The organism is Vibrio thalassae (assembly GCF_900089835.1).
Taxonomy (GTDB): Bacteria; Pseudomonadota; Gammaproteobacteria; order Enterobacterales; family Vibrionaceae; genus Vibrio; species Vibrio thalassae.
Genome location: NZ_OANU01000113.1, coordinates 1 through 23,035 on the forward strand (window position 1 = coordinate 1; position 23,035 = coordinate 23,035).

Annotated in this window: 17 protein-coding genes; 7 read left to right on the forward strand and 10 right to left on the reverse strand. The window is 43.4% G+C overall.

The features are described from left to right. Nucleotides 1-255: 255 nt before the first annotated feature. The 3 genes from VTH8203_RS19785 to VTH8203_RS19795 form a co-directional block, all read right to left on the reverse strand. Nucleotides 256-3,054: an Hsp70 family protein gene (locus tag VTH8203_RS19785; RefSeq protein WP_096995197.1), complete on the reverse strand. Its 2,799-nt coding sequence runs from the start codon at nucleotides 3,052-3,054 to the stop codon at nucleotides 256-258. 85 nt (nucleotides 3,055-3,139) lie between these two features. Next, entirely contained in the window at nucleotides 3,140-5,002 is a 1,863-nt protein-coding gene (locus tag VTH8203_RS19790) for an Hsp70 family protein (protein ID WP_096995198.1), read from the reverse strand. Beyond that, nucleotides 5,002-5,634, reverse strand: a complete 633-nt coding sequence (locus VTH8203_RS19795) for a DUF2760 domain-containing protein (protein WP_096995199.1) — start codon at nucleotides 5,632-5,634, stop codon at nucleotides 5,002-5,004. Before VTH8203_RS19795 ends, VTH8203_RS19790 begins: the two co-directional genes overlap by 1 nt. Before the next feature lie 330 nt (nucleotides 5,635-5,964). Between VTH8203_RS19795 and VTH8203_RS19800 the strand changes: the two genes are divergently transcribed. Both VTH8203_RS19800 and VTH8203_RS19805 read left to right on the forward strand, forming a co-directional pair. Beyond that, nucleotides 5,965-7,500, forward strand: a complete 1,536-nt coding sequence (locus tag VTH8203_RS19800; RefSeq protein ID WP_096995200.1) for a sensor domain-containing diguanylate cyclase — start codon at nucleotides 5,965-5,967, stop codon at nucleotides 7,498-7,500. A gap of 88 nt (nucleotides 7,501-7,588) precedes the next feature. Further along, nucleotides 7,589-8,119, forward strand: a complete 531-nt coding sequence (locus VTH8203_RS19805) for a 3'-5' exonuclease (protein ID WP_096995225.1) — start codon at nucleotides 7,589-7,591, stop codon at nucleotides 8,117-8,119. Between the two features lie 86 nt (nucleotides 8,120-8,205). On the opposite strand, the gene VTH8203_RS19810 is transcribed toward VTH8203_RS19805, so the two are convergent. The 3 genes from VTH8203_RS19810 to VTH8203_RS19820 all read right to left on the reverse strand — a co-directional run bounded on the left by VTH8203_RS19810 (nucleotide 8,206) and on the right by VTH8203_RS19820 (nucleotide 11,054). Continuing rightward, nucleotides 8,206-8,652, reverse strand: coding sequence for a tellurite resistance TerB family protein (locus VTH8203_RS19810; protein WP_096995201.1), 447 nt, complete (start codon nucleotides 8,650-8,652; stop codon nucleotides 8,206-8,208). A gap of 71 nt (nucleotides 8,653-8,723) precedes the next feature. Beyond that, entirely contained in the window at nucleotides 8,724-10,646 is a 1,923-nt protein-coding gene (locus VTH8203_RS19815) for an alkaline phosphatase D family protein (RefSeq protein WP_096995202.1), read from the reverse strand. A 21-nt stretch (nucleotides 10,647-10,667) separates the two neighbouring features. Next, a complete protein-coding gene (locus VTH8203_RS19820; protein WP_096995203.1) occupies nucleotides 10,668-11,054 on the reverse strand; it encodes a VC1380 family protein in 387 nt (128 codons plus the stop codon). Nucleotides 11,055-11,303: 249 nt separating this feature from the next. On the opposite strand from VTH8203_RS19820, the gene VTH8203_RS19825 reads away from it, so the two are divergent. The 5 genes from VTH8203_RS19825 to VTH8203_RS19845 all read left to right on the forward strand — a co-directional run bounded on the left by VTH8203_RS19825 (nucleotide 11,304) and on the right by VTH8203_RS19845 (nucleotide 19,033). Further along, nucleotides 11,304-12,635 carry a MipA/OmpV family protein gene (locus VTH8203_RS19825; protein WP_096995204.1) on the forward strand — a complete coding sequence of 444 codons (1,332 nt, stop codon included), beginning with the start codon at nucleotides 11,304-11,306 and terminating at the stop codon, nucleotides 12,633-12,635. 114 nt (nucleotides 12,636-12,749) lie between these two features. Then, entirely contained in the window at nucleotides 12,750-16,670 is a 3,921-nt protein-coding gene (gene hrpA / locus VTH8203_RS19830) for an ATP-dependent RNA helicase HrpA (protein ID WP_096995205.1), read from the forward strand. 184 nt (nucleotides 16,671-16,854) lie between these two features. After that, nucleotides 16,855-17,361: a porin family protein gene (locus tag VTH8203_RS19835; protein WP_096995206.1), complete on the forward strand. Its 507-nt coding sequence runs from the start codon at nucleotides 16,855-16,857 to the stop codon at nucleotides 17,359-17,361. 204 nt (nucleotides 17,362-17,565) lie between these two features. Further along, on the forward strand, nucleotides 17,566-18,684 hold the full coding sequence (locus VTH8203_RS19840) for a linear amide C-N hydrolase (protein WP_096995207.1): 1,119 nt from the start codon (nucleotides 17,566-17,568) through the stop codon (nucleotides 18,682-18,684). Nucleotides 18,685-18,748: 64 nt separating this feature from the next. Beyond that, entirely contained in the window at nucleotides 18,749-19,033 is a 285-nt protein-coding gene (locus VTH8203_RS19845) for a SemiSWEET transporter (protein ID WP_096995208.1), read from the forward strand. Between the two features lie 170 nt (nucleotides 19,034-19,203). On the opposite strand, the gene VTH8203_RS19850 is transcribed toward VTH8203_RS19845, so the two are convergent. The 4 genes from VTH8203_RS19850 to VTH8203_RS19865 all read right to left on the reverse strand — a co-directional run bounded on the left by VTH8203_RS19850 (nucleotide 19,204) and on the right by VTH8203_RS19865 (nucleotide 22,851). Continuing rightward, nucleotides 19,204-19,995 carry an HAD-IIB family hydrolase gene (locus tag VTH8203_RS19850; protein WP_096995209.1) on the reverse strand — a complete coding sequence of 264 codons (792 nt, stop codon included), beginning with the start codon at nucleotides 19,993-19,995 and terminating at the stop codon, nucleotides 19,204-19,206. An 11-nt stretch (nucleotides 19,996-20,006) separates the two neighbouring features. After that, entirely contained in the window at nucleotides 20,007-21,296 is a 1,290-nt protein-coding gene (locus tag VTH8203_RS19855) for a TRAP transporter large permease (protein WP_096995210.1), read from the reverse strand. 17 nt (nucleotides 21,297-21,313) lie between these two features. Next, the gene (locus tag VTH8203_RS19860) at nucleotides 21,314-21,781 is read right to left on the reverse strand and encodes a TRAP transporter small permease (RefSeq protein ID WP_096995211.1); all 468 of its coding nucleotides are present in this window, start codon (nucleotides 21,779-21,781) and stop codon (nucleotides 21,314-21,316) included. An 80-nt stretch (nucleotides 21,782-21,861) separates the two neighbouring features. After that, the gene (locus VTH8203_RS19865; protein ID WP_096995212.1) at nucleotides 21,862-22,851 is read right to left on the reverse strand and encodes a C4-dicarboxylate TRAP transporter substrate-binding protein; all 990 of its coding nucleotides are present in this window, start codon (nucleotides 22,849-22,851) and stop codon (nucleotides 21,862-21,864) included. Nucleotides 22,852-23,035: the final 184 nt, after the last annotated feature.

A 23,035-nucleotide genomic window follows, 5' to 3' on the forward strand; every position in this document is an offset into this window, starting at 1 on the left:
GCCAAAAGATGCCGTTCAAGTGGCGCCTTCCAGCAACCAACCCCTACCTTCTGACTGAAGCCAGAAACACAGTTACTTCAAGATACTCAGATGTTGCTATGGCCGTTGGCCTTGATTAAGCGGAGAGCCGTATGCGCTGAAAGGTGCACGTACGGTTCGGAGAGGAGAGGCAGAGAGATAGTTCGACTACGCTCTGTCTCTTACTCTACTATTTGTGCCAAAGTGTTCCAAATCATCGCAAATGGTGTCGTTGGGTTATTGATTGATAAGTCGCAGTCCAACGGGTAGGGCATCACCAAATAGCTTTTTAGAGTCAGATTCAGACAGTGTTTTGACCTCAGACACCAATTCATACCAACTAGAAGGTGCTTTAGATGCTTTCAACTTATCTAAGACCTGTCCCCGATAGTCATCCGAAATATCTAGTGAGCGGTCTCCAGTTTTACGGCACATCAGGACACAAGCAAAGCCTATCATTGGTTCTTTCAGCCAGTCTTGTTCCAGTAGCTTTGGTAGCCATTGTTCAACCTGTTCTCTTGCTATCACGTTATGCTGACTGCCGTAAAGCGGCGTACGAGAAGCGAGTCTTCCTAATGCCCACCAATGCGCTTGTTCGAACTGAGACTGATTAAAGGCTTTGCTAAGATACCAAGTCGCTAACAGAACTTTGTCATCGACGTACAAGTTCTCTAAGCTTGCCGATAAACGAACCATGGCTTCGTAACCTTTGTCCTTGGCACCTTGGAATGTTTTGGCATTCTTCATTGCACCAGGATGCAAGTACTTGGCGATTCCGCCTAATATTACTTCCTGTTGCTCTTCATTCAGACCACCTGAAACACGACGCCAGAAGGTCCACCAATCACTCCACCCTTGTGCATTTTGGAATTGAATACCTTGTTGGTATAACCCCCAAATTTGCTCCATACGCCATGAGTCGGTCGCATCACCAAAGCCAGGACGCATACAAAAACCTGTCAAACGAAGCCAGTTCTTTTCGTGTTGTTCCGAACGACGACGACGTTTTCGGCCGAGAGAAAAACTATCAACCAGAGAGCGTAAGGTGTGAAAATCCCAGTCATCTTTTTTACCAAGGTTTTTCTCAAGCACTTTTGCGAGCAGCTTTATTTCTTTGCTATCAGCACTGTTTTTGTTACCACTATACAAACGAGAAATCAGTTCTTTACTTGGTTCGAGTCCAGGGTGAGCGGAAACCGTTTCTTCTTGTGCTTGTTGATTTCGAACTTCAAACTCAAGCGCCCATCGCTGCGCATCATTCTCGGTGCTTACGCATTCAATCTTAAGTGTGCCAACTTCTGTTAATTGACATGCAAGTTGAACTTCGACTCGTTCTTTTTGATTAGCGGCAAGCTGTAATTCGCTACCCTGTAACGTATTGATGTATGGCGGTAATGGCGTGAACTGATCGGGGTCGATTTGAACCATTAAACCGTTTTGTACTTTTTGATGATCGCCAAAGTAATCATGAGTAGAAGTAAGAAGGTTAAAGCGAACTGGTTCACCAAGAGTCAGCGCAAATCGACGTCCGGTTAAACGTATTTCTTGCCCTTCATCTGTCCCTTTAGACAATAAACATAAGGCTTGCCCCAGTTTGTTTTTCTCTTGTAAGTGTAGGAAGTAGGAGCGTGCACTACCGCCACCAATTTTAAGCTGTGCACCACGGCGTGCTTTTGCAAAAGCAACAGCACCAAGCGCAACAGACCAATCTGGATGAGGGTTAGAAAGCAAAGAAATAGGTGAACCTTTCCAATTCTCAACAATATCGACCACGCGACGCGTGACTAAGTCACTGTTGAAAACGCCACCATTGAGCAACAGGCCAACGGGAATCGCTGGCTCACTTTGGTCGCCCAAGGCGTCTTTAGCAACTTCCTGATGTAGGTGTAAGAATTCAGAAACATGTTTACTTACCGCTGGGTCTGAAACATAAGGTAGTCCAAATTCAACCACAGCGCTTCGTTTCTTATCTGGCAGCTCACCAAACCCAGTAGTGGGGAAGAAGCCTTCGAGAGCAATTTGATGGACTTCCTGTTTAGTCAGAGCAATACTTTTCGTGCCACCTATCAAACGAGAACCACTGCCTAACATGGTGATTTTCATTTCGTCTGGCGCATGTGCAGAGAGTAGTGCTTCTTTCGCTTTACGAGTTTGCTGAATCAGTTTTGTAAGACTGGCGGCGTTAAGTTTTTTGGTTTCGTTAAATCGCTGCTCTGCCATGTGGGCAAGCGCCAAATCGAGGTTATCACCGCCCAGCATCAAATGCTCGCCGACTCCAATTCGATTTAGTGATAATTCGTCATTGTCGTGTTTAGCTTCAATCAAACTCAAGTCAGTCGTACCACCGCCAACATCACAGACTAAGATCAATGGCACTTGCGCTAACTCTTTCGCGGCGGTGTCTTTGTGCCTTGCGTACCAGTCATAACAGACCGCTTGTGGTTCTTCTAACAGATGGACTTTGGGTAGTCCTGCCAACTTTGCTGCTTGCAAGGTGAGCTTTCTCGCCGTTTCATCAAAGGATGCCGGTACCGTAATAACAACATCTTGATCTTCAAGTTTGTTGTAATGGTGACGATGGTTCCAAGCTTGACGGATGTGGTTAAGATAGCTTGCACTGGCAATGACAGGCGATACTTTCTCGACATCTTGCGCTCCAGCCCACGGAAGAATGTCGTCTTCACGATCAACCGCGGTATGGGAAAGCCAACTTTTGGCACTTGAGACCTGACGGCCTTCAACTTTTGCCCCCAACTCTCGCGCCCATTCACCAATAATGATGTTGTTTAGATCACCACTCACCGGGTGATTTTCCCATGGGAGCGTGAGGTCTGCTTCTGACACTTGCTGGGTTACGGGGTGATAACGGAAAGAGGGTAGTAACGGTTTACGCACTACTTCGCCTGGGCCAACGAGTTGGTCGATTTCAAACAATTCGACCGGAGAGTTAGAGAGGTCGTCTTGAATTTCACAGAATGCGACAACCGTATTGGTTGTACCTAAATCGATACCGACCAGATATTGTGAGGATGCCATGACATGCTCCAGTTAGGTCTTAATAAAGACTGGGATTAGCGATAAAAAACGGCACGTAATGTGCCGTTTTGTCATTTAATTATTGTTATGCGTCTTCGCGGACGTCAAATTCAACGTGCCATTTTTGGCCATTATCCGAAGCGATGGCTTCCAGATAGAGAGTGCCTAGCTCGGTAACGCGCGATGACAGTGTTACAGGAACTACTTCACCAACGCTGCGACCTTCTGATACTGGCAACGTCACTTGAATTTCTGGCAGTTCTTCCAGCTCTTCTGGTTGCCAAAAATCAAGGTGGACACCGGCTTCATCGTCACGGCGAGTGGTTGAACCAAAGAATTGGAAGTGAACAGGCTGGCCAATGACAAGTCCGAACTCTTGACTTGGGACTTGAACACTACTGCCTTCTTCCATGCCAAATGGTGCAACACAAAGTGCTTCCATTGGAGGAGCCATACCCGGAATCGCAGGCATCGCACTCTCGATGCCGATGTAATAACTCGAGGCAATACCACCGCGAATTCGAACACCTTGACCGCGGCGAACGCTACCGTAGTAGGCCGCGCCGCTTGCTACCGCAAGATCTAAGTCCAAACCAGAAAGCATTTTAGCTTTCTCTGAACCTGCGGTCTCTAACCAAGCATTGATAGTGTTAACGAGGCGATCAGACAGCAACTTCGATTTTAGAACACCACCATTGAAGAGTAGAGCCGTTGGTTTGACGAACTCTGGTGCACTTTGCATGCCCGGAATGCCTGCAAAGGCGTTATCGGTGGCATTGCTTTGACGACTCAAAAACGCAGCAATGTGACGAGTAATCGCAGCATCTTGGGCGTAAGGTAGGCCCACTTGAGTCAATGCACCACGCGCACGTTGAACCGGATGATCTTGAATGCCGATTTGTGGGAAGAAACCGTCGACAAGTGTTTGTTGAACTTCTTGTTGGGTTAATTCAGTTTTCAGTGTTGCACCAAGTAATTTAGAACCACGACTTGGAACAACGATTGGCACCGCTTGAAGCTCAGAGTCGTTTAACAACGCTTCTTTAGCATCGCGGCAAGCATGAGTCATTGCTTGAACTTGCCATGGTTGCAGTTCTTTGCCATCTTGCGCCAGCTTCATCTTTAGGCGATAAGCTAAAGCAAGATCCATGTTGTCACCACCAAGCAAAATATGCTCACCAACGGCAACACGTTCAAGATTTAGGTTGCCATCTTGTTCTGTCACTGCGACCAACGATAAGTCTGTAGTACCACCACCGACATCGACCACCAGTACCACATCACCTACATTGACCTCATCGCGCCACTTATCGTCGCTGTTATCAATCCAGCTGTACAAGGCTGCTTGAGGCTCTTCAAGAAGGGTGAGGTGTGCTAATCCAATATTACGCGCTGCTTCTGCAGTAAGATCGCGCGCCGCTGGATCAAAAGATGCCGGAACGGTAATGGTGACGTCTTGGTCTTCAAGCTTATGCTCAGGATACATGTGATTCCATACATCTTTCAGGTGCTCTAGATACAATTCTGTCGCACGAAGAGGAGAGACTTTGCTCACTTCTTCTGGGCTACCTTGTGGCAGGAAGCTTTCACGACGGTTTACTCCGCCATGACATAGCCAAGATTTAGCACTTGCAACCAGGCGAATCGGCGTTTTTGAACCTAGATTGCGAGCAACGGCACCAACCAGTGCTTTGGGTTCGCTCGTCCATGGAAGAGTACGCGAGCCTTGTCCCATTTCGTGCTCATGAGGTTGGTACAAAAATGAGCCCAGTTGTTTGAAAGACTCAACAGTACCAGGTGCAGTGAGCTGAGGAATAGACACTACCTCTACGCGCGCTGATTCATCTGTGGTGTCAAGAAACGACATAACACAGTGCGTGGTACCTAAGTCGATACCGACACTGTATTGCGCCACTTTTTGAGACTGTTCGTGTGTTGATTGCTCCATTATAGCTCTACCTCTGCTGGTGCAATGATGGACGCATTGTAATTTTCAGATAACTTAGGCAGCGTCACTTTATCCGCTTTCCACCCTTTGTGAGCAAGTGTGCCGGAGAAAGGTGCGTTACCCGTTACATTGCCAGTAAGGCGAATGCTCTGAGGGTCGAAACCTTCTTGAACAGAGACGCGTGTTTCTTCATCTTCGCCGCGAACTGGTGACAGAGTGAAGTACTCAGTGATCACCTTTTTACCGCCAGAATGAACAACACGAGCCGCTGCACCCACTTCTTCATCAGAGAAGGAAGTCAAATCTTCTTGTAAGAAGTCGACCAAACGGGCTTCTTGTTGCATTAAGGACAGAAGTTGCATTGCAGAATCCGTAGAAGCAGTTGCAAGCTTAGATTCGACTTCGACAACTTTTTCGATGACTTTTTCTACTTCGACAACCTTTTCAACTTCAACGATTTTTTCTACTGGCTTTTCAACCTCGACGATCTTCTCTACCGGCTTTTCGACGATTTTTTCGATGACTTTGCTTTTGCGTGATACCGCGATAGCAAGCAACAAAACGCTAGAAGCTGCAAGGCCAGCGTGCAACATGTCGAAAGTGGTTGGGATAACATTTAGATCGATGTTCATAGGAGTTTCTCTATGTGTCAGTCATTAGTTGTTAATTTTGGGGCGAAGTCTAGCATAATCAAGGCTCATAGCGCGATGCTTTCGCAATAATGTCATTAGAAAGTGAGTTTTTTGGTGAAGAATTCAGCAGATAATGATGATTTTACAAAATTAGGTGATCTTCGCTGTTTTTTTTAACACTGTATCTGTTGTCTATGTCAGAGCTGTGTAAGATTTAATGTTCAAAGGTAAAGTATTGTATTTTCAATACTTATATCATTTGGATAATAAATATCATAAATATAAAAACTGGTAATACCAAAAAAACGAAAGTCAGTTAGGACAACATATATGGTTATAGGCTTAAACAAAGAGGATCGCGGTGTAAAGCGATACTCAGTGTTGGTACTAATTCTAGGATTAGTGCTGACGATTTTTATTACCCATCTTGTTTATAAAGGACAAAAGCAGCTTTCTGATTCCAATTTTGAATTCTTGGTTCACAATCAAGCTGAAAATATTAAAGAGCTCGTGATGTTAGATGTCGCTTTTATTGGTGCTGGGGCAAGCTTTTATCATGCAACACAGCCGCCAACATGGGATAACTTTTCTACTTTTGTGGCACCCTTGCTAGCGGATTCAAAAAGTTTGATAGCCATGCAATGGATGAAGAAAGTTTACCCAGAACAAATCGCGTCTCATGTCGAGCGAGTAAAGCAACACTTTCCCAATTACCAAATCTACACCGTTCCTAAAGATCTACCTCGACAAGACGGCTATATCCTAGAAAATGACGAACCTATTTATGTTGCCAGTGATGTCTATCCGGTGAACGAAGCCAATTTACGGGCTCTAGGCTATTATTCGTCACGGGAACGTGTCAGACGTGTAATTCGAAATACATTGAAAACGGGTGAACCTAGCCTGTCAGATAAAATTCGTCTGCTCCAAGATGGATTTGACCGTTCGTTACCTAAGCAGGGCATGCTAGTTTACCATCCGGTGTTTGAAATTGGCGAAAATTCTCTGCGAGGTGTTGTGATTGGTGTCGTACGAACGACAGCCTATTTTGAACAGATCGTATCGCGCACGTCGATTGGTAAAGAGGTTGGGATACAAGTGGTTGATCTCGGTTTTGATGCAGAAGATGACCCAATTATGTATGAAAACCAAGGGTGGAAAACCCTTTCTGGTGCAACTAAGAGCGTTATCATTGATCTGTACGATCGACAGTGGAATATCCAATTCAAACACGATTCTGATATTTCACATAACGATAGAGTTATCCTAATCTGTGTTGCTTCCGGCGGTTTTATTATTTCAATACTGTTGGCTTACGTTGTTCAGCTTATGTTGCGTGAACAAAGAAGATTAACCAAGTTGGTGAGTCGCCGTACTCGTGATCTCCAATATCTGGTCGAGAGAGATCCATTAACGGAAGTATATAATCGTCGAGCATTCAATCGGTTAGCCGATTATCATATTTCATGTCATAAACCATTTTCGTTAGTAATTATCGATATAGATAAATTTAAACAAATTAATGACCAATACGGGCACGTATCAGGTGACGAAATTCTCATGCAGGTTGCCGCCTGTATAAAAACAGAACTGTATCCCGATGATATGTTATTTCGATTAGGTGGCGATGAGTTTGCTGTGATTAGCCGCTGTGTCGACGAGGGGCTACTCAAAGGTTATTTGAGTAACCTATGTGCAGAAATATCCATGATCAAATGGGACAGTATCGACCCTAATTTTTTTTGTACGTTGAGTATTGGTGCCACGGTATTTAAAGGGGAGTCACTCGAAAAACTCATGAATCGAGCCGACGATCTTTTATACAAAAGTAAAGACAAGGGACGAAATAGAGCGATGGTTGCTTGATTTTTTAGCGATCAGATTAAGAACGGTCGAGGTTTTATGTTCGATACGTTACAATTCAGCCGTCCGTCTAACTAATCTTAATATCCGTATGAATTATAATCGTGTCGTTTGCTTTGATCTTGAAATGTGTTGCTGGAACGTCGATGGTGTCGGCACGACGGGCGAGATCATTGAAGTAGGGCTCGCAGAAATAGATTTGGTTAAACAAGAAGTCGTCAAGCGAGCTCAATACTATGTCAAGCCAGAACACGATAAGGTTTCGTTGTTTTGTACCGAGCTTACAGGTATTACACCTCGTAAAGTAGAAAAACAAGGGCGTCCACTTGCCTCTGTTATTCAATCCATGGTGAAAAACTTTGGTGGGGCTAACAAAATTTATGCCTCATGGGGTCGAGATGACCTTATCTTGCTCGAAGAGTGTCAAGCAAAGGGCATTGAGATGCCATTTAAAGAGTTTGTAAATTTGGCAACACTGTACCGTATTCAGCAACGTCTTAAAGATAAACGTATTGGACACAAGGCGGCTCAAGAAAGTCAAGGAATAGAATGGGAAGGAAGACAGCATTCTGGTTACGTTGACGCATACAATCTAGCGAAATTGGCACTCACTATGTTGTAATATGCGAAGGTGTAGTTTTCAAGCCGAGTGGGAGAACCACTCGGTTTTTTAATGCCTATTCAACATGTTTGTGAATCAACGGCGCGTTATTTGTCTGTGACTTGTATTTTAGCCCTAATGAATTCACTGTGGTCGACATAAAGCAGTTCGGCTACCTTCCGGATGACGGCGTCTTCCAGTGGGTCAATGACACCATCCGCGTTTGCTACTTCCCACATGGCTTTGATCAAGTCAAAACGTTTCTCTTGACTGAGCTCTCTTAAGCTTGACGTGAAATCATACAACGACGTCGAGTTTTTTGTCTGCTCTTGTGCTTGCGTTAGCAAGGTTCTGGCTTCTGCTTGCTCAAGATCAAGCAACCTTTCTATTAAAGATAGCTTTGCATTCTGCTCTTTATCATCGACTTGATAGTCGGCGTTTGATACTTCACAAAGTAATGCTGCGATGGCGAGGTTAGGGCTGATAGACTTGTTGTTTGATAAGTCATCACCTTCAATAAGTTGTTTAAACATTGATGTAATGGAATTAAACATGCTATTACCTGATTTTATTACTCATTTATAATACATAGTGATTGTTGAGCTAGATCACAAGTATTTAGAGTTTAGCTTTCTGAATTAGTTTCAGGGAATGTGGTTTGAGTGCCATCCCCATGCAGAACCGATATCTCTACAGGTTTCCCTTCCTTGTCAAGTTTTACGATGCCAATCCCACTGTTATTGACTAAACGATTATGATGGCTAGGTGCTGGCTTTCGTTTGAATATTTTTAAACGCTTACGCTTGGTCAAGAGGTTAAGTGGCGAGCGAGGAGAGTAAAGCCATTTATCTAGAGTGTCGCATACTGTCAGTAGCGGCTCTGGAAATTGATTCTTAATCCCACTACAGGTGATTTGATAGATATGAGAGTCTGTCTGTTTGTAGCGGAGTTTGACGTCATAAACAAACGAGTAATGCACATCACCAGATAAAATAACGAAGTTCTTTGGCGTTTTTGTATGCGTAAAGATAGACAGCAATGTGTTCGCGCTTCCCGGATGAGCCATCCAGTTTTCGGCATCGATAATAAGAGGGTTACCTAGCTTAGTGGCGATACTTTGTAACGTTTCGATGAACTTCACACCGAACATTGGCGCGGGAGAGACAACCACAACGGATTCTAACCCAATGAGTTCTTGTTGAAATTCCACCATCGCTTCCCAATCCATTAAACCGGACGGTTTATTGAGATTTGATTCAGAACGCCAGCGTCGAGTGCGAGTATCTAAAACAACAACCTTGGGAGTTGAATCAATACTGTAGTGCCACTTTTCGTAGCGTAACAGTTGCTTGATGATCTCATCATGTCGAGTCAGTAGGATGGCATGGTTATCGAGTGAACTAGCAAACAACTCCTTGAGTTGGTCATGCCAATCCTCGGTCATTTGTTCAGGTGTATTGCCCCAAGCTTGACACATTAGGTAGGACAATAAAGCGTTACCAATGATTCGCTTAGAAAAAGGATTTTCATAAGCTGCTTTTTCCCAACCCACAGTCAGATTCCAATCGTCGGTGACGTCATGATCGTCAAAAATCATGTAGGTGGGTATGTGGGCCATGACCCGTCTTACGCTAGGCAACCCAACCACAAAGGCATCCAGCTCGGATTTTTCTTGGTTCCATAGTTGTAGGTCTTTCGCCGCCATTAACTGGTGGTCGATGATTTCCTTAGCGTCTAAGCTACCAAACTGGATTGCATCCCATAATTCGGGTGACCAATTTAACAGATACATGGCAAGAAATTCAGACAGTGTAATTAAGTGATTTTCACACTCTCTTGAACTAAAGATGGGCGTGTCTGTTTTGTCAAAAAGACGTTTCAGATAACGAGTGTTATCTGTGTATGTTGGAAGAATGTGATCCCTTGAATATAGGGGGCGGCTGAGACTATAGAGTTCAGTCGCATCACTAATTGGTGCACCAGTAAACGATTCATTGGGGAGTTCAAGTAATTTGATAACCCGTTGTATTGCCATGAGCATCGGCCCTGCAACATGATCCGCGTAAATTTGGTCGCCTGTCATGAGCAACAAATCAGGTCGGTCAGCATCTAAACGAGAGGTGATGCATTGTTCAATCAACCTATCGACCTGAATCAAACTATCATCGCTGCTATGGTGAGGATTACGACATGAGCCATGGATTATGGAGTCAGACTTGTCTGACAAGCACAAATCTATCCAAGCTGCATCAGCATAATAGAGGCTCTTATCCAGAGCACTGGTTTGGGTTTCACGCCAAACAATGTTGTAGCTCAATTTGTGAGCGAAATTGATGGTCAACTGGGTATGATATTGAATAATCCAAAGTTTATTGCTGACCTGATAAACCTGTTCGTTGGCAAAATCACAATACGTGATTTCTGTGCCGTTTTTGAGAGCGAGTTGCAGCCGAGAAGGGCACTGAGATGTTGCCATCCAAAGCGTAAGTTCGCGAGGATTTGTACGGCGTAAAATTGGACCTGCCAACACAGGGTTGAGCGTTTTCATGATGCTTTCATTCTATTTATTTTAAGAGTTTTCCAATTCGGGTCTTGCAGGGGCAGTTGTCGTGTCGTTCATATGCTCAAGCAACTCGACAAACTCAGCACTACTGGTTTCATGGCCAATAAGAAAAAAGGCGGTTAGCGCATCGAGCAAGTGTTCATTACCTTCACTTTGTTCAATAATCTTAGCCAATCGTTCTCGAATCAGTTCTATTTCATGATCAACAAATCCACGACCTTCAAATGTGTCTTCGGCTTCATCAGGTGCATTATCGAATTGTAAGAATAATAAGCCTTTATCAACTTCGGCCTTTAAAAGTTGCTCTGGGAGCCACACTTCGCCCGTGACAACATCAATGGGCTGATCACTGGGCAATGACTGGAGAATTTTTTTTAACTTTTCTACTTTCACGATTCGTCTAAATAGTGGAAACTATGACACCCATCACTGTTGGCTATTTATTGAGCCGTTAAGTAAATAACAGTGTGGTGACTTAAAATATGCGTTAGCCCCATAGTATACAACTCTACTTCACGTAGGTAGGTCTTATTCGATTATTTGACAAATGGTGTATTAATTTTGGCTCATGGTCAAAATAGGGCGTACGTGCTCCTTAGCTTATTAATAATAGACAAATTCCAGTTGGAGAAACTGCAAGACATGATAAAGAGAAATCTCGCGCTCGTGACCGCAGCATCACTTTGTGCAACACCAGTGGTATTCGCAGAAGAGTCAGCGCAAGAAGCGGATTGGGGCATTGCAGCGGTTTGGCGTACAGCAAACATTCCTTTTGACACCAAAGGAAGTGATAATGCCGTCAGTACCTTTATCCCAATGATGTTCTTTAAGAACGACTATGTCTTTCTAGACGGTACCACGGCCGGTGCCCACCTCTATAAAACGGATGATAAAGAACTAGAGCTTAACGCGATTGCACGAATGCGCTTTATTGACATACCAGCTGATGAACAGAATGCCGTTGGGGGAGACACAGCAGATTACGGTGTGCAAATGCGTTATAACTTTGATGACGCATGGCACTTCGATACCGAATTTATGACCGATGGTCACCATCGCTATCACGCTAACTTTAGGTTGCAAGGCGAATTAGAATACGGCGACTTAGAGTTACGTCCCAATGTCACGTTGCGCTACAAAGATGCAGATTTTAATACCGAATATTATGGGACATACCGCGGAACTACCGACAGCCTAAATGGTGGTTTGGACTACGCGATGGGTGTTGATGCCAAATATCATTTAGCATCAAACATGTATCTTGTCGGTGCAACTAACATTCGAATGCTAGATAATCAAGCGTATCACTCATCAGTAATCAATGAGCGTTTTGAAGGTGAAGTATACCTTGGTTTCGGTTTCTTTAATGAACAGAAAAAGTCAACGTCAAAGGCGAAACAAGTCCGCAGAGACATCAGTGCTAAGCCTTACTTGCGCGTAGCCCACGGTTACGCGTCTCCATCTGATATGGGAGAAATTCTGACCTTTCAAGGCAAGCGTGACCCGTATAATAACCAAGTGACCTCGGTATTTTATGGCCACCCTTTGACCGATGAGCTGTTTGGCATGCCTTTAGACATTTATCTAAGCCCAGGTATCGCTCACCACTGGAGCTCAGAGGTACAAAGTTCAGGGACTGAATTTGTCGCATTGATCAAAGCCTACTATACGTTTAACTGGCCAGCAAAAATGCGCTTAGGTGTGGGTAATGGTCTGTCGTATATCGACAACATTACGTATATTGAACAGCAAGAAATGGACAAAAAAGGGAAACGAGCAAGTCATCTGATGAATTACATCGACATTTCGTACGACATTAGCATCGGTTCGCTTATCGGTAAGCTGGAACTCGAAGAGCTTTGGCTCGGCTATGCTCTGCATCACCGCAGTGCGATATTTGAAGCCTCTTCTCAATTTGGTCGAATTAAAGGTGGTAGTAACTACAGCACCTTCTATCTTCAGTACCACTTCTAAACAGCAAGCTCCGCGAATGCGGAGCTTTTTTCTATCCTCTCGGTTAACCCTAATTTCCTACCTGTGCTACAATCCGCCCAGTTTTTAATAGTAAAAAGTTAAGTAGGGAACGTTTTGACTTCCTCCCAAAATCCTAATCAGCCAACACCAGCGCAAGCGAATAATCCACAGTCACTGAAAAAAGCATTACAAGACTGTATGATTCGCGACCGCTTTCGTTTAAGCAAACGCATAGCAGGTGCCGCTAAAATTAAGAAACCTGAAGCTCAGTCTGCGGTTTTTGACGACATTGCTAGCGATATTGCTCAATCAATGATGGTGGCGCAACAGCGCGCGTCGGCTAAGCCAACCATTCACTATCCTGAACTGCTACCCGTCAGCCAAAAGAAAGACGAGATAGCAAACGCTATTGAGAATAACCAAGTCGTTATTGTGGCGGGGGAAACGGGGTCAGGTAAAACGACTCAGTTACCTAAAATTTGTTCTGAGTTAGGCCGTGGTCAATTCGGTTTGATTGGTCATACGCAACCAAGAAGGCTGGCTGCGCGTTCCGTTGCGAACCGTATCGCGGAAGAAATGGAAACATCGCTTGGCGAATTTGTCGGTTATAAAGTTCGTTTCAATGACCAAATTTCAGAGAATACACAAGTCAAACTGATGACGGACGGTATTCTACTGGCAGAAATTCAACACGATCGTTTTCTCAATCAGTATGACACGATCATTATCGATGAGGCGCACGAACGCAGCTTAAACATCGACTTTATTTTGGGCTATCTACGTGAGTTGCTGCCAAAGCGCCCTGACTTAAAAATCATCATTACGTCGGCGACCATCGACCCTGAACGTTTCTCTAAACACTTCAATGACGCACCCATTATTGAGGTCTCAGGGCGCACATTCCCTGTTGAAACCCGCTACCGCCCACTTTCAGGAGATGAAGATGGCGACCGAGATCAGTTAGAAGGTATCTTTGAAGCCGTTGATGAGCTGTGTGACGAAGGACTCGGTGATATTCTCATTTTTATGAATGGTGAGCGTGAGATTCGTGATACGGCGGATGCGCTTAATAAACGCAACCTCCGAGATACGGAAACCGTCCCATTGTATGCGCGACTATCAGCGGGTGAGCAAAATAAGATTTTCCAACCACATGCAGGTCGACGCATTGTACTTGCGACAAACGTTGCTGAAACATCACTCACCGTTCCGGGTATCAAATACGTCATTGACCCAGGTACGGCACGTATTAGCCGCTACAGCTATCGCACAAAAGTTCAACGCCTACCTATTGAGCCAGTTTCCCAGGCGAGCGCGAATCAACGTAAAGGTCGATGTGGTCGTGTCGAAGAGGGTATCTGTATTCGTTTGTACTCTGAGGAGGATTTCGAGTCTCGTCCAGAATTTACCGATCCTGAAATTCTGAGAACCAATCTCGCGTCAGTTATTTTGCAAATGACGGCATTGGGCTTGGGTGATATCGAAGCATTTCCATTTGTTGAAGCGCCTGACAAGCGTAATATTCAAGATGGTGTGCGTTTGCTTGAAGAGCTTGGTGCAATTAACGACAAAGCGAAAGATCCTAAGAAGCGTCTGACTCAAATTGGTCGCAAGTTAGCCCGACTTCCGATTGATCCACGATTGGCTCGTATGGTGATAGAAGCACCTAGACTGGGTTGTTTGAAAGAGGTCATGGTTATCGCCTCGGCGTTATCTATCCAAGATCCAAGAGAGCGTCCTAGTGATAAGCAGCAGTCATCTGATGATAAACATCGCCGATTCTTTGATGCGGAGTCCGACTTTTTAACCTTGGTGAATCTTTGGGATTATATCCAGAAGCAGCAAAAAGCCTTATCTGGAAACCAGTTCCGCAAGCAATGTAAACAGGACTACATCAATTACTTACGCGTGCGAGAGTGGCAGGACGTGTATTTCCAAATCCATCAAGCGATGCGTGAAATGGATGAAAAGCTCAACCAAGAACCGGGAAGCTATCAAGCTGTTCATAGTGCATTATTGGTCGGCCTGCTGTCACACATTGGTGTGAAAGACCAAGAGAAAAATGAGTATCAGGGTGCACGAAACGCTCGGTTCCATATTTTCCCCGCATCCGGCCTATTCAAGAAGCAACCCAAGTGGATCATGTCAGCGGAGCTGGTAGAAACCTCAAAGCTATGGGGGCGTATTATTGCCAAAATACAGCCTGAATGGATAGAACCGCTTGCAAAACACTTAATCAAACGCAGTTACAGCGAACCGCATTGGTCTAAGAAACGCGCTGCCGTGATGGCTCACGAAAAGGTGATGTTATATGGGGTGCCGATTGTACCCAAGCGCCTCGTCAATTATGGTGCTATTGATCCTGTATTAAGTCGTGAACTATTTGTACGTAGCGCATTGGTTGAAGGTGATTGGGAAACCAAACACGCTTTCTTCAAACAAAATAGAAAGTTACTGCAAGAAGTGGAAGAGCTAGAACATAAATCACGTCGCCGAGATATTCTGGTTGATGATGATGAGTTGTTTGATTTTTACGATCAGCGTGTCGGCACTGAAGTGGTATCTGGACGTCATTTCGATACGTGGTGGAAAGCCGCAAGCCAGAAAAACAAAGAACTGCTCAATTTTGAAAAAGAGAGGCTGTTCAAAGGCGACGCTAGCCATGTTACCGATTTGGATTATCCTAACTTTTGGCATCAAGGTGGTTTCAAGCTTAAGCTCAGTTATCAGTTCGAGCCGGGAGAGGATAGTGACGGTGTCACAGTGCATATCCCATTGCCTATCCTTAACCAAATTGACAGTGATGGTTTTGATTGGCAAATCCCAGGGCTACGCCATGAGCTGGTGTTGAGCTTAATCAAAGCGCTGCCGAAAACACTGCGCAAGAACTTCGTCCCTGCGCCAAACTATGCCGATGCATTTTTGGCACGCGTGACACCAATGGAAGCGCCATTACTTGACACGTTAGAAAAAGAACTTCGTCGGATGACTGGAGTTGAAGTGTTAAGAGACGACTGGAATTTGGACCAGCTTCCTGATCATTTGAAAATTACTTTCCGTGCCGTAGATCACCGCAACAGAAAGCTCAAAGAGAACCGCAACCTTTTTGAGTTGAAAGAAAGCCTCAAAGATAAGGTGCAACAAACGCTTTCTAAAGTAGCAGATGATGATATTGAACAGCAGGGCTTACACACTTGGAGCTTCGGTGAGTTGCCAAAAGTGTACTCGCAAAAGCGCGGTGGGTTTGACGTAAAAGCGTACCCAGCGCTCGTCGACAATAAAGACAGTGTCGAGATTAAACTGTTTGAAACTGAGTCTGAGCAAGAGCAGGTGATGAAAGAAGGACAACGACGCTTACTGTTGTTGAACGTGCCTTCTCCGATAAAATACTTGCATACTAATTTACCGAACAAATCTAAGTTAGGCCTCTATTTCAACCCTTATGGCAAAGTGTTAGACTTAATTGATGACTGTATAGCGTGTGGTATAGATAAGTTAATAGAGGGTCGAGGCGGTTTAGTTTGGGACGCGGACAATTTTGAACAGCTGAAAGAGCGCGTTCGCGCAGAACTAGGCGATACGGTAGTCGATATCGCCCAGCAAGTTGAGACGATTTTGACCACGGCATTTAACATCAATAAGAAGCTTAAAGGTCGTGTAGATTTAACGATGGCATTCGCCTTATCGGATATTAAAGCGCAAATAGAAGGGTTAATTTTTAAAGGCTTTGCCACCGAATGTGGATGGAAGCGTCTACCGGATATTTTGCGTTATCTGAAGGCGATAGAGAAACGAATGGAGAAGCTGCCGATTGACCCCAATCGAGATCGCATGCACATGTTAAAAGTGGAATCCGTCGCTCAAGACTACAAAGAATTACTTAACAAGATTCCAAAAGGAATGAAAATACCAGAAAACGTTAAAGAGATTCGTTGGATGCTGGAAGAGTTACGAGTGAGTTACTTTGCTCAGCAGCTGGGAACACCTTATCCAGTGTCGGACAAACGTGTTCTCAATGCTATCGATGCTTGCTAGGCCAATTGCAATTAATACCTATTCGATTTTGTGAAGTAGGTTTCATCTAACCGTATGAGAATTAGAAATTTTTTACCAAAAATTAAAATTCAAATGATTCTCATACGTTAAAGTGTGTGTTATATAAAGCTCCGCGGTGGTTTTGATTGGACCCGCCGCATTTAATTAAACAAGAAGGTTACAAATGAAAAAGACACTTTTAGCGCTTGCGCTTGTTGGTGCGTCGACTTCAGCATTTGCAGATGCGTGGTTGTATGGTGGTGTTTCTGCTGGTCGCGCAGAATACAACGGTAACAGTGATACCCCAATGGGTTTCCATGTTGGTACTGGTATTCTTCCGATCATTGGCGTCGAAGGTGGTTACTGGAAACACGGTAACTTTGACGCTTCAAACGGCAAAGGCTATGCGGAGCTAGGCTCTTGGTATGCAGCGCTTAAACCAAGTATCGATATCGGCCCTGTACAAATTTATGCTAAAGGTGGTTTACACTACTATAACGCTGATTATAAAGATGGCTTAAGCGGTAGTGGCAGCGGTACAGACTTTATGTACGGCGTAGGCGCTGAGTACTTTGTTACTGATATGCTTTCTGTTGGTGCTAGCTGGCAGCGTTTTAATGGTGTTAAGACTAAATTCGATGACAAAGATGTAGACAGCTTCACTATAAATGCAACGCTCCACATATTTTAATCTTGAATAAAAATGAAAGACGGCTGCCTAGGCCGTCTTGTTGCTCCGTTATAGAAAACCAGATACTCGATTCAAGGTTGTCAGGTAAATGGTTATACTTATCGGCTAAATTCTACGTTTTTTCGTGATGTTTAATTCTCAACTCGGTAAACACGGTCTACACTGAAGGCTTAAAATGTAAAATCTTGCTTTAGGGTGTTTGAAATGTTGAGAAAATCTCTAATTGCTTTAATGCTATCTATCGGCGTGAGCAGTACGTCAATTGCTTGTACTGGCATATCACTTTCTACTAACAATAATCATTTCATTCATGCTCGAACCATCGAATGGGGAGAGAATAACCTAGAAAGTAAGCTCATTGTCTCACCGAAAAAACATCATTACACTTCCATGATGCCTGATAACAGTCGAGGAATGGAATGGGACAGTCGTTTAGGGTTTGTTGGCATTTCAGTAAGTAGCGATAGGTTCATCGCTGAGGGTTTGAATGAAGCTGGTCTAAATGCGGGATTATTCTATTTCAAAGGTTATGGGTCTTTGCAACCTTACGATAAACGCACTAAACAAAATACCATCACTGATATGGACTTTGTACGCTGGATGCTGTCGCAATTTAAAACAGTTGACGAAGTGTTGGCGGCGATGAAGAAGATTAATATAGTGCCTGTTTATCTCGACGCAGATGGTAAACCATCTCCAACCGCACACTGGCGTGTGACCGATAAAACGGGCCGAAGTGTCGTTATAGAAATAGTCAATCAGGGTGAAGTTAACGTCTATGAAAACGAAGTAGGTGTTCTGACTAACGCGCCGACGTTTCCGTGGCAGTTAACGAATTTAAACAATTATTTAAACCTACAACCCGGAAGTAGCGCTCCCCGTAAATACGGCAATGTAGAAGCCAAATCGTTTGGTGTTGGTTCCGGCTTTTTGGGCTTGCCGGGCGATATAACCTCGCCATCAAGGTTTATTCGCGCTGCATTTTATACTAGCACCGTGCCAGAACTGAAAACACCAGAGCAAGCAGTTTCTCAGGCATTTCATATCCTCAATAACTTTGACATTCCCATCGGTTCGGAGTTTGGTCCGCAACATCGAGACCATATCCCCGATATATCGAGCGCGACTCAATGGGTATCGGTTGTTGACCAAACGAGTGGCGTTCTCTATTACAAAACGATGAATGATAGCCAAATCAAAAAAATCGCGCTAAATCGATTAAATTTTTCGGTGAAAAATGAAACAAAGAGGCCTTTGGATAGTGGGGTTTTCAAACTGAAAGACATTTCACAGCATGTACAACCCGTGATAAATAATCAATAGCTTCTTCGTTATCGCATCGTAGCGTGAATACATACGAATAGGTTGCTAACGTATGGTACAAATAATGCAAATGATAGATCGAATTGGTTCAAAGTTAGAGCCGTTGATGTTAATTATGGGTTTGGTGAGTCCCCTTGCGACAATACCTCAACTTTATAAGCTTTACTTCTCTCACAGTGAACATGCGGTCGGTTTGTCATTGACAACATGGTTACTCTACTCATTTATCGCCATTCTTTGGACTATATATGGTGTATACCATAAGAATCCTACTATTTGGGCGGGAAATGGATTGGGGTTTATGATGGATATCGCTATGGTTGCAGGGATTATGTATCACACCAGTTGAGCATTTTAGAAACGATCGGGCAATAGGACAATAACATAACGACTCGGTGATCGATTTTTCCATGTCGACTAAAAGGAACTATCGCGATTTTCGGTTTCAAAGGTTAGTTTGAACGACATCTACTCAATGAAAGCGTAGAGTAGATGTCAGTTACAAACCGTACTCGATTCTTAGTCTCCCTTCAAGTCGATTAGTTGATTTGCAAAATTGACAAATCCGTAACCACCGGGCTGGTCAACGACAATAGAGGGTCGGTATATCAAACTATCCCAGTATTTGTTAATGTTCGCGACACCGACACTTTTGGGTAGCACTTCGAACATACCTTGATCGTTTGCTGAATCACCGATAAAGCAAACATGCTTCTTTATATCTTCATCGGAGAGACCCTCTGAACGTAGAAACGTCAGTGCCGATGTTTGCTTGGAATGCTCACCATACCAAGCGTTTATATGAATGGAACTTGCTGTCGCATTAGCTCCTAAAACATGTATTTTCTTGATGATATCTTCAACTAACTTTGGGTCTGGCTTAGGGACGTTTTGACCAATATCTATGGCAACGTCACATAAGCGATATGGCTGGTCGAGAGAGAAGGTTAGTGGAGGATACTCCTTGAGCAATTTGAACAGCTCACTTCTAAGTTTGGTTTGACGTTGACGGATTTCCTCTAGTCCGATGGTTGAACTCAACTGCAGAACGCCATCAATTTTTTGCAAAGTGAACGCGCCGTTCTCTCCCAAAACAGCATCAACAGGCCATAATTGGGCAATGTGATCGCACCATCCTGCGCAAGCGCCAGTCACTGCAACCACTTTGAATCCATTTCTTTGAAGATTGGAAAGCGCGATAAGTGTTTCCGGAGGGAGTTTACCTCGCCAAGTAAGTGTGTCATCTACATCGGTAAGTACCCATTTTATCCCACTCCAATCTGCCGGAAGTGTATTTGGTATAGACTTCATGCGAACCTTCCTTAGGATTTGAGTAGATTAGGTAAAAACATTACTAACCATTCAGAATAAGTCAGTAACATCAAGACGGCGATTAATGCTCCCAGTAAAGGTGCTACTTCCTTTACAAAATCAACCATCCTTACTCGTAATATTGAACACACGGTGAACATCATTGAACCAAACGGAGGGGTGACTCCACCAATCATGATGTTTACAATAACAATTACACCAAAATGAATGGGGTTTACACCAAGGTTGAGAACCGCAGGTAGCAACAAAGGCGTCAATATTATCATTGCTGCACCACCTTCGATAAACATTCCCACAATAAGCAAAAATACGTTAATGATCAGTAATAAGGTCAATTTATTATCAGTTAAGCTTATCAAATAAGAAGCGACATTTTGTGGTATTTGTTCTAGAGTCATATAGTATCCAAAAACCATAGCTCCGATGATAATGAACATGACGGAACTCGTGCCTTGGATCGTTTCTTTTAGTATTAACTTGAAGTGAGTTATCTTAAGCTCTTTGTATATAAAAAAACCTATGATTGAGCAAAGTAATACGGCAATTGCTCCAGCTTCCGTAGGTGTAAACAGACCAAATCGCATGCCTAAAATAATACCAAAAGGGATAAATAGTGCGGGAACCGCTCTCAAAAAATAGGTCAGTCTTTCTTTAAAGCTGGCACGACTTTCTCTTGACGGCTTGTAACAACGCTTTTTAGAGATAACCGCAATTGCTAGCATAAGTGATATTGCCATTAAAAATGCAGGCACATAACCAGCGATAAACATTGAATGAACAGAAACGTTGGCTAACAAAGCGAAGATGATCAGGTTAATACCGGGTGGTATAACAGGACTGATGCTGGAGGATGCTGCTGTCACTGCGGCGGTAAATGGAACCCCATAGCCCCTTTTGGTCATCTCTGGTGCTAGAATTTTTGACTGCATTGCTGCGTCAGCATTCGCCGAACCTGAAATCCCACCCATCAGAGTGCTTAAAAGCACATTGACATGTGCCAATCCTCCTGTGCGATGGCCAATCATGGAATCTGCAAATGCAAGTAAACAGCGACTAATTCCCGCATAATTCATAATAGAGCCCACCATAATAAAAAATGGTATTGCCAACAAGGGGAAAGAAGATGCAGATGATATAAAGCGCTGCATAACTAGGCTGACTGGAATGGATTCATTTAGAAAGAAAAAGTAAAACATCGCTGATGCGATGAGAGAAAAAGCTATAGGGACATTCAGTAAAAAGAGAACGAACAACAGAATTATAGGAATGTAAATATCCATCTTTAATCACTAACTTATTAATATTTAGATTGATGTTTTAGGGTTATGGCTTCTTGGTAGATGAATTTTATACTGTGAATTGACATCATAAAGAAGCAAATAAATACTACGCTATTTATCGGTGCGTATGATATTCCCATTACAGGCGTAACCTTTTTTGATAGTAATGTGTAATCTAACGAGAGGTAAGCCATAGCCAAGTTAAATGCTAATAAGAAGGAATAGAGAATAATACGAAACGATTTTTGCATATTTTCTGGTAACATTAACATTATTACATCCACTCCCATATGCAGTTTGTGTTTGTAACAGGAGCTAATGCCGAAATATACAGCCCCTATAAAACAGATCACAGATAACTCCTCGCTCCATGGGACTACAAAACCAAATACGTATCTCAAGAAGACATTAATAATTACAACAAGTACCGTGATCGATATGGCGACAGATGCAAGTATCTCTTCAAAATTTGCTATAAAGCGCATTACAACTCCAGGGTATTCTTACTAATAGTTAAAACCGTCTCTACGAAAGAATGCAAAGACGGTTTTGTTATAGTAATTGATTATTTACTAGCACGAATCTTATCAAGTTCTGCATTGATGGTAGCGTGAACGCCTTTACTCCATTTTGGAAACTGATTGTATACGTCTGCTGTCAGCGCATTGAATTGTGCTGTATCTACTTCGTTGAAAGTGACACCCTCAGCTTTTAGTTTTTGCGTGTATTCTTCGTCAAGCTTAACTAAATTCTCGTTGTTTGATTTTGCCCCAGCGAGGATTTCTTCCATAACAATTTTTTGTTCATCTGCACTGAGCTTCTCCCAGACGGTAGGTGAAATATACAAACCTACTGTACCTAGGAAGTGACCTGTTTTAGACATATTCTTCGCTACTTCATACATTTTAGTTGAGTACATCGTTAAAATAGAACCTTCAAGACCATCGACAACACCTTGTTGAACACCTGCATATGTCTCTGGGAATGGAAGCGCCGCAGGAGCAGCCCCCATTGCTTCTAAAGTACTAATAAATAATTGACTACCAGGAACGCGAATACGCATACCTTTCATATCTTCTGGATTTTCGATTTGTTTATTTGTGATCATGTTGCGGAAGCCAAAGATGTAATCTGCATTCAACACCTTAATACCTTTTTCCTCTGCTTTTTTCGTGAGGTCTGCAACGTAATCGGTTTGCATCATTGCTAAATATTCGTCATATGATTTATAAAGCATTGGACCGGCAAGCGCCGCAAAATCAGGCACGTAGTCTCCGAGGTAACTTAGGTCTTCAACTGCAATCCAGTTGGCACCGTTCACGACTTGTTCTAGGTTGTCTTTGTAGACAGGCAGCTGTCCACCTGGAAAGACTTTAATATTCACTTCACCATCGGTGCGTTCGCGAATGTTATCAGCGACTTTGATTAGCTCTTGAGTGAGTAGTTCATTTTCAGTAAATACTAAACTCATATTGATGTCTGTTTTGGCAAAAGCAAAGTTGCTTGCCCCGAGCAAAGCAGTTGTGAGCAGCGTACTAAGAAATTGTTTGTTCATCTTATTGTCCTTTTGTTGGATGAGACGTGAAACCAAAAATGCGTTGAGTAATTGTTATAGCATTTATTCATATGAACTAAAGTTGGTTCAAGTGAGTGTTAATTATATGTGAAGACATTGTTTTTTGAGTGACTTGGGTCGCATTAATTGCAAGTTTTTGCAATAAGTCGCTAACCCACTTGAT

Coding starts and splice junctions, on each gene's coding strand:
- VTH8203_RS19785 (WP_096995197.1), bottom strand. CDS start 3,054: ATGGCATCCTCACAATATCTGGTCGGTATCGATTTAGGTACAACCAAT.
- VTH8203_RS19790 (WP_096995198.1), bottom strand. CDS start 5,002: ATGGAGCAATCAACACACGAACAGTCTCAAAAAGTGGCGCAATACAGT.
- VTH8203_RS19795 (WP_096995199.1), bottom strand. CDS start 5,634: ATGAACATCGATCTAAATGTTATCCCAACCACTTTCGACATGTTGCAC.
- VTH8203_RS19800 (WP_096995200.1), top strand. CDS start 5,965: ATGGTTATAGGCTTAAACAAAGAGGATCGCGGTGTAAAGCGATACTCA.
- VTH8203_RS19805 (WP_096995225.1), top strand. CDS start 7,589: ATGAATTATAATCGTGTCGTTTGCTTTGATCTTGAAATGTGTTGCTGG.
- VTH8203_RS19810 (WP_096995201.1), bottom strand. CDS start 8,652: ATGTTTAATTCCATTACATCAATGTTTAAACAACTTATTGAAGGTGAT.
- VTH8203_RS19815 (WP_096995202.1), bottom strand. CDS start 10,646: ATGAAAACGCTCAACCCTGTGTTGGCAGGTCCAATTTTACGCCGTACA.
- VTH8203_RS19825 (WP_096995204.1), top strand. CDS start 11,304: ATGATAAAGAGAAATCTCGCGCTCGTGACCGCAGCATCACTTTGTGCA.
- VTH8203_RS19835 (WP_096995206.1), top strand. CDS start 16,855: ATGAAAAAGACACTTTTAGCGCTTGCGCTTGTTGGTGCGTCGACTTCA.
- VTH8203_RS19840 (WP_096995207.1), top strand. CDS start 17,566: ATGTTGAGAAAATCTCTAATTGCTTTAATGCTATCTATCGGCGTGAGC.
- VTH8203_RS19845 (WP_096995208.1), top strand. CDS start 18,749: ATGCAAATGATAGATCGAATTGGTTCAAAGTTAGAGCCGTTGATGTTA.
- VTH8203_RS19850 (WP_096995209.1), bottom strand. CDS start 19,995: ATGAAGTCTATACCAAATACACTTCCGGCAGATTGGAGTGGGATAAAA.
- VTH8203_RS19855 (WP_096995210.1), bottom strand. CDS start 21,296: ATGGATATTTACATTCCTATAATTCTGTTGTTCGTTCTCTTTTTACTG.
- VTH8203_RS19860 (WP_096995211.1), bottom strand. CDS start 21,781: ATGCGCTTTATAGCAAATTTTGAAGAGATACTTGCATCTGTCGCCATA.
- VTH8203_RS19865 (WP_096995212.1), bottom strand. CDS start 22,851: ATGAACAAACAATTTCTTAGTACGCTGCTCACAACTGCTTTGCTCGGG.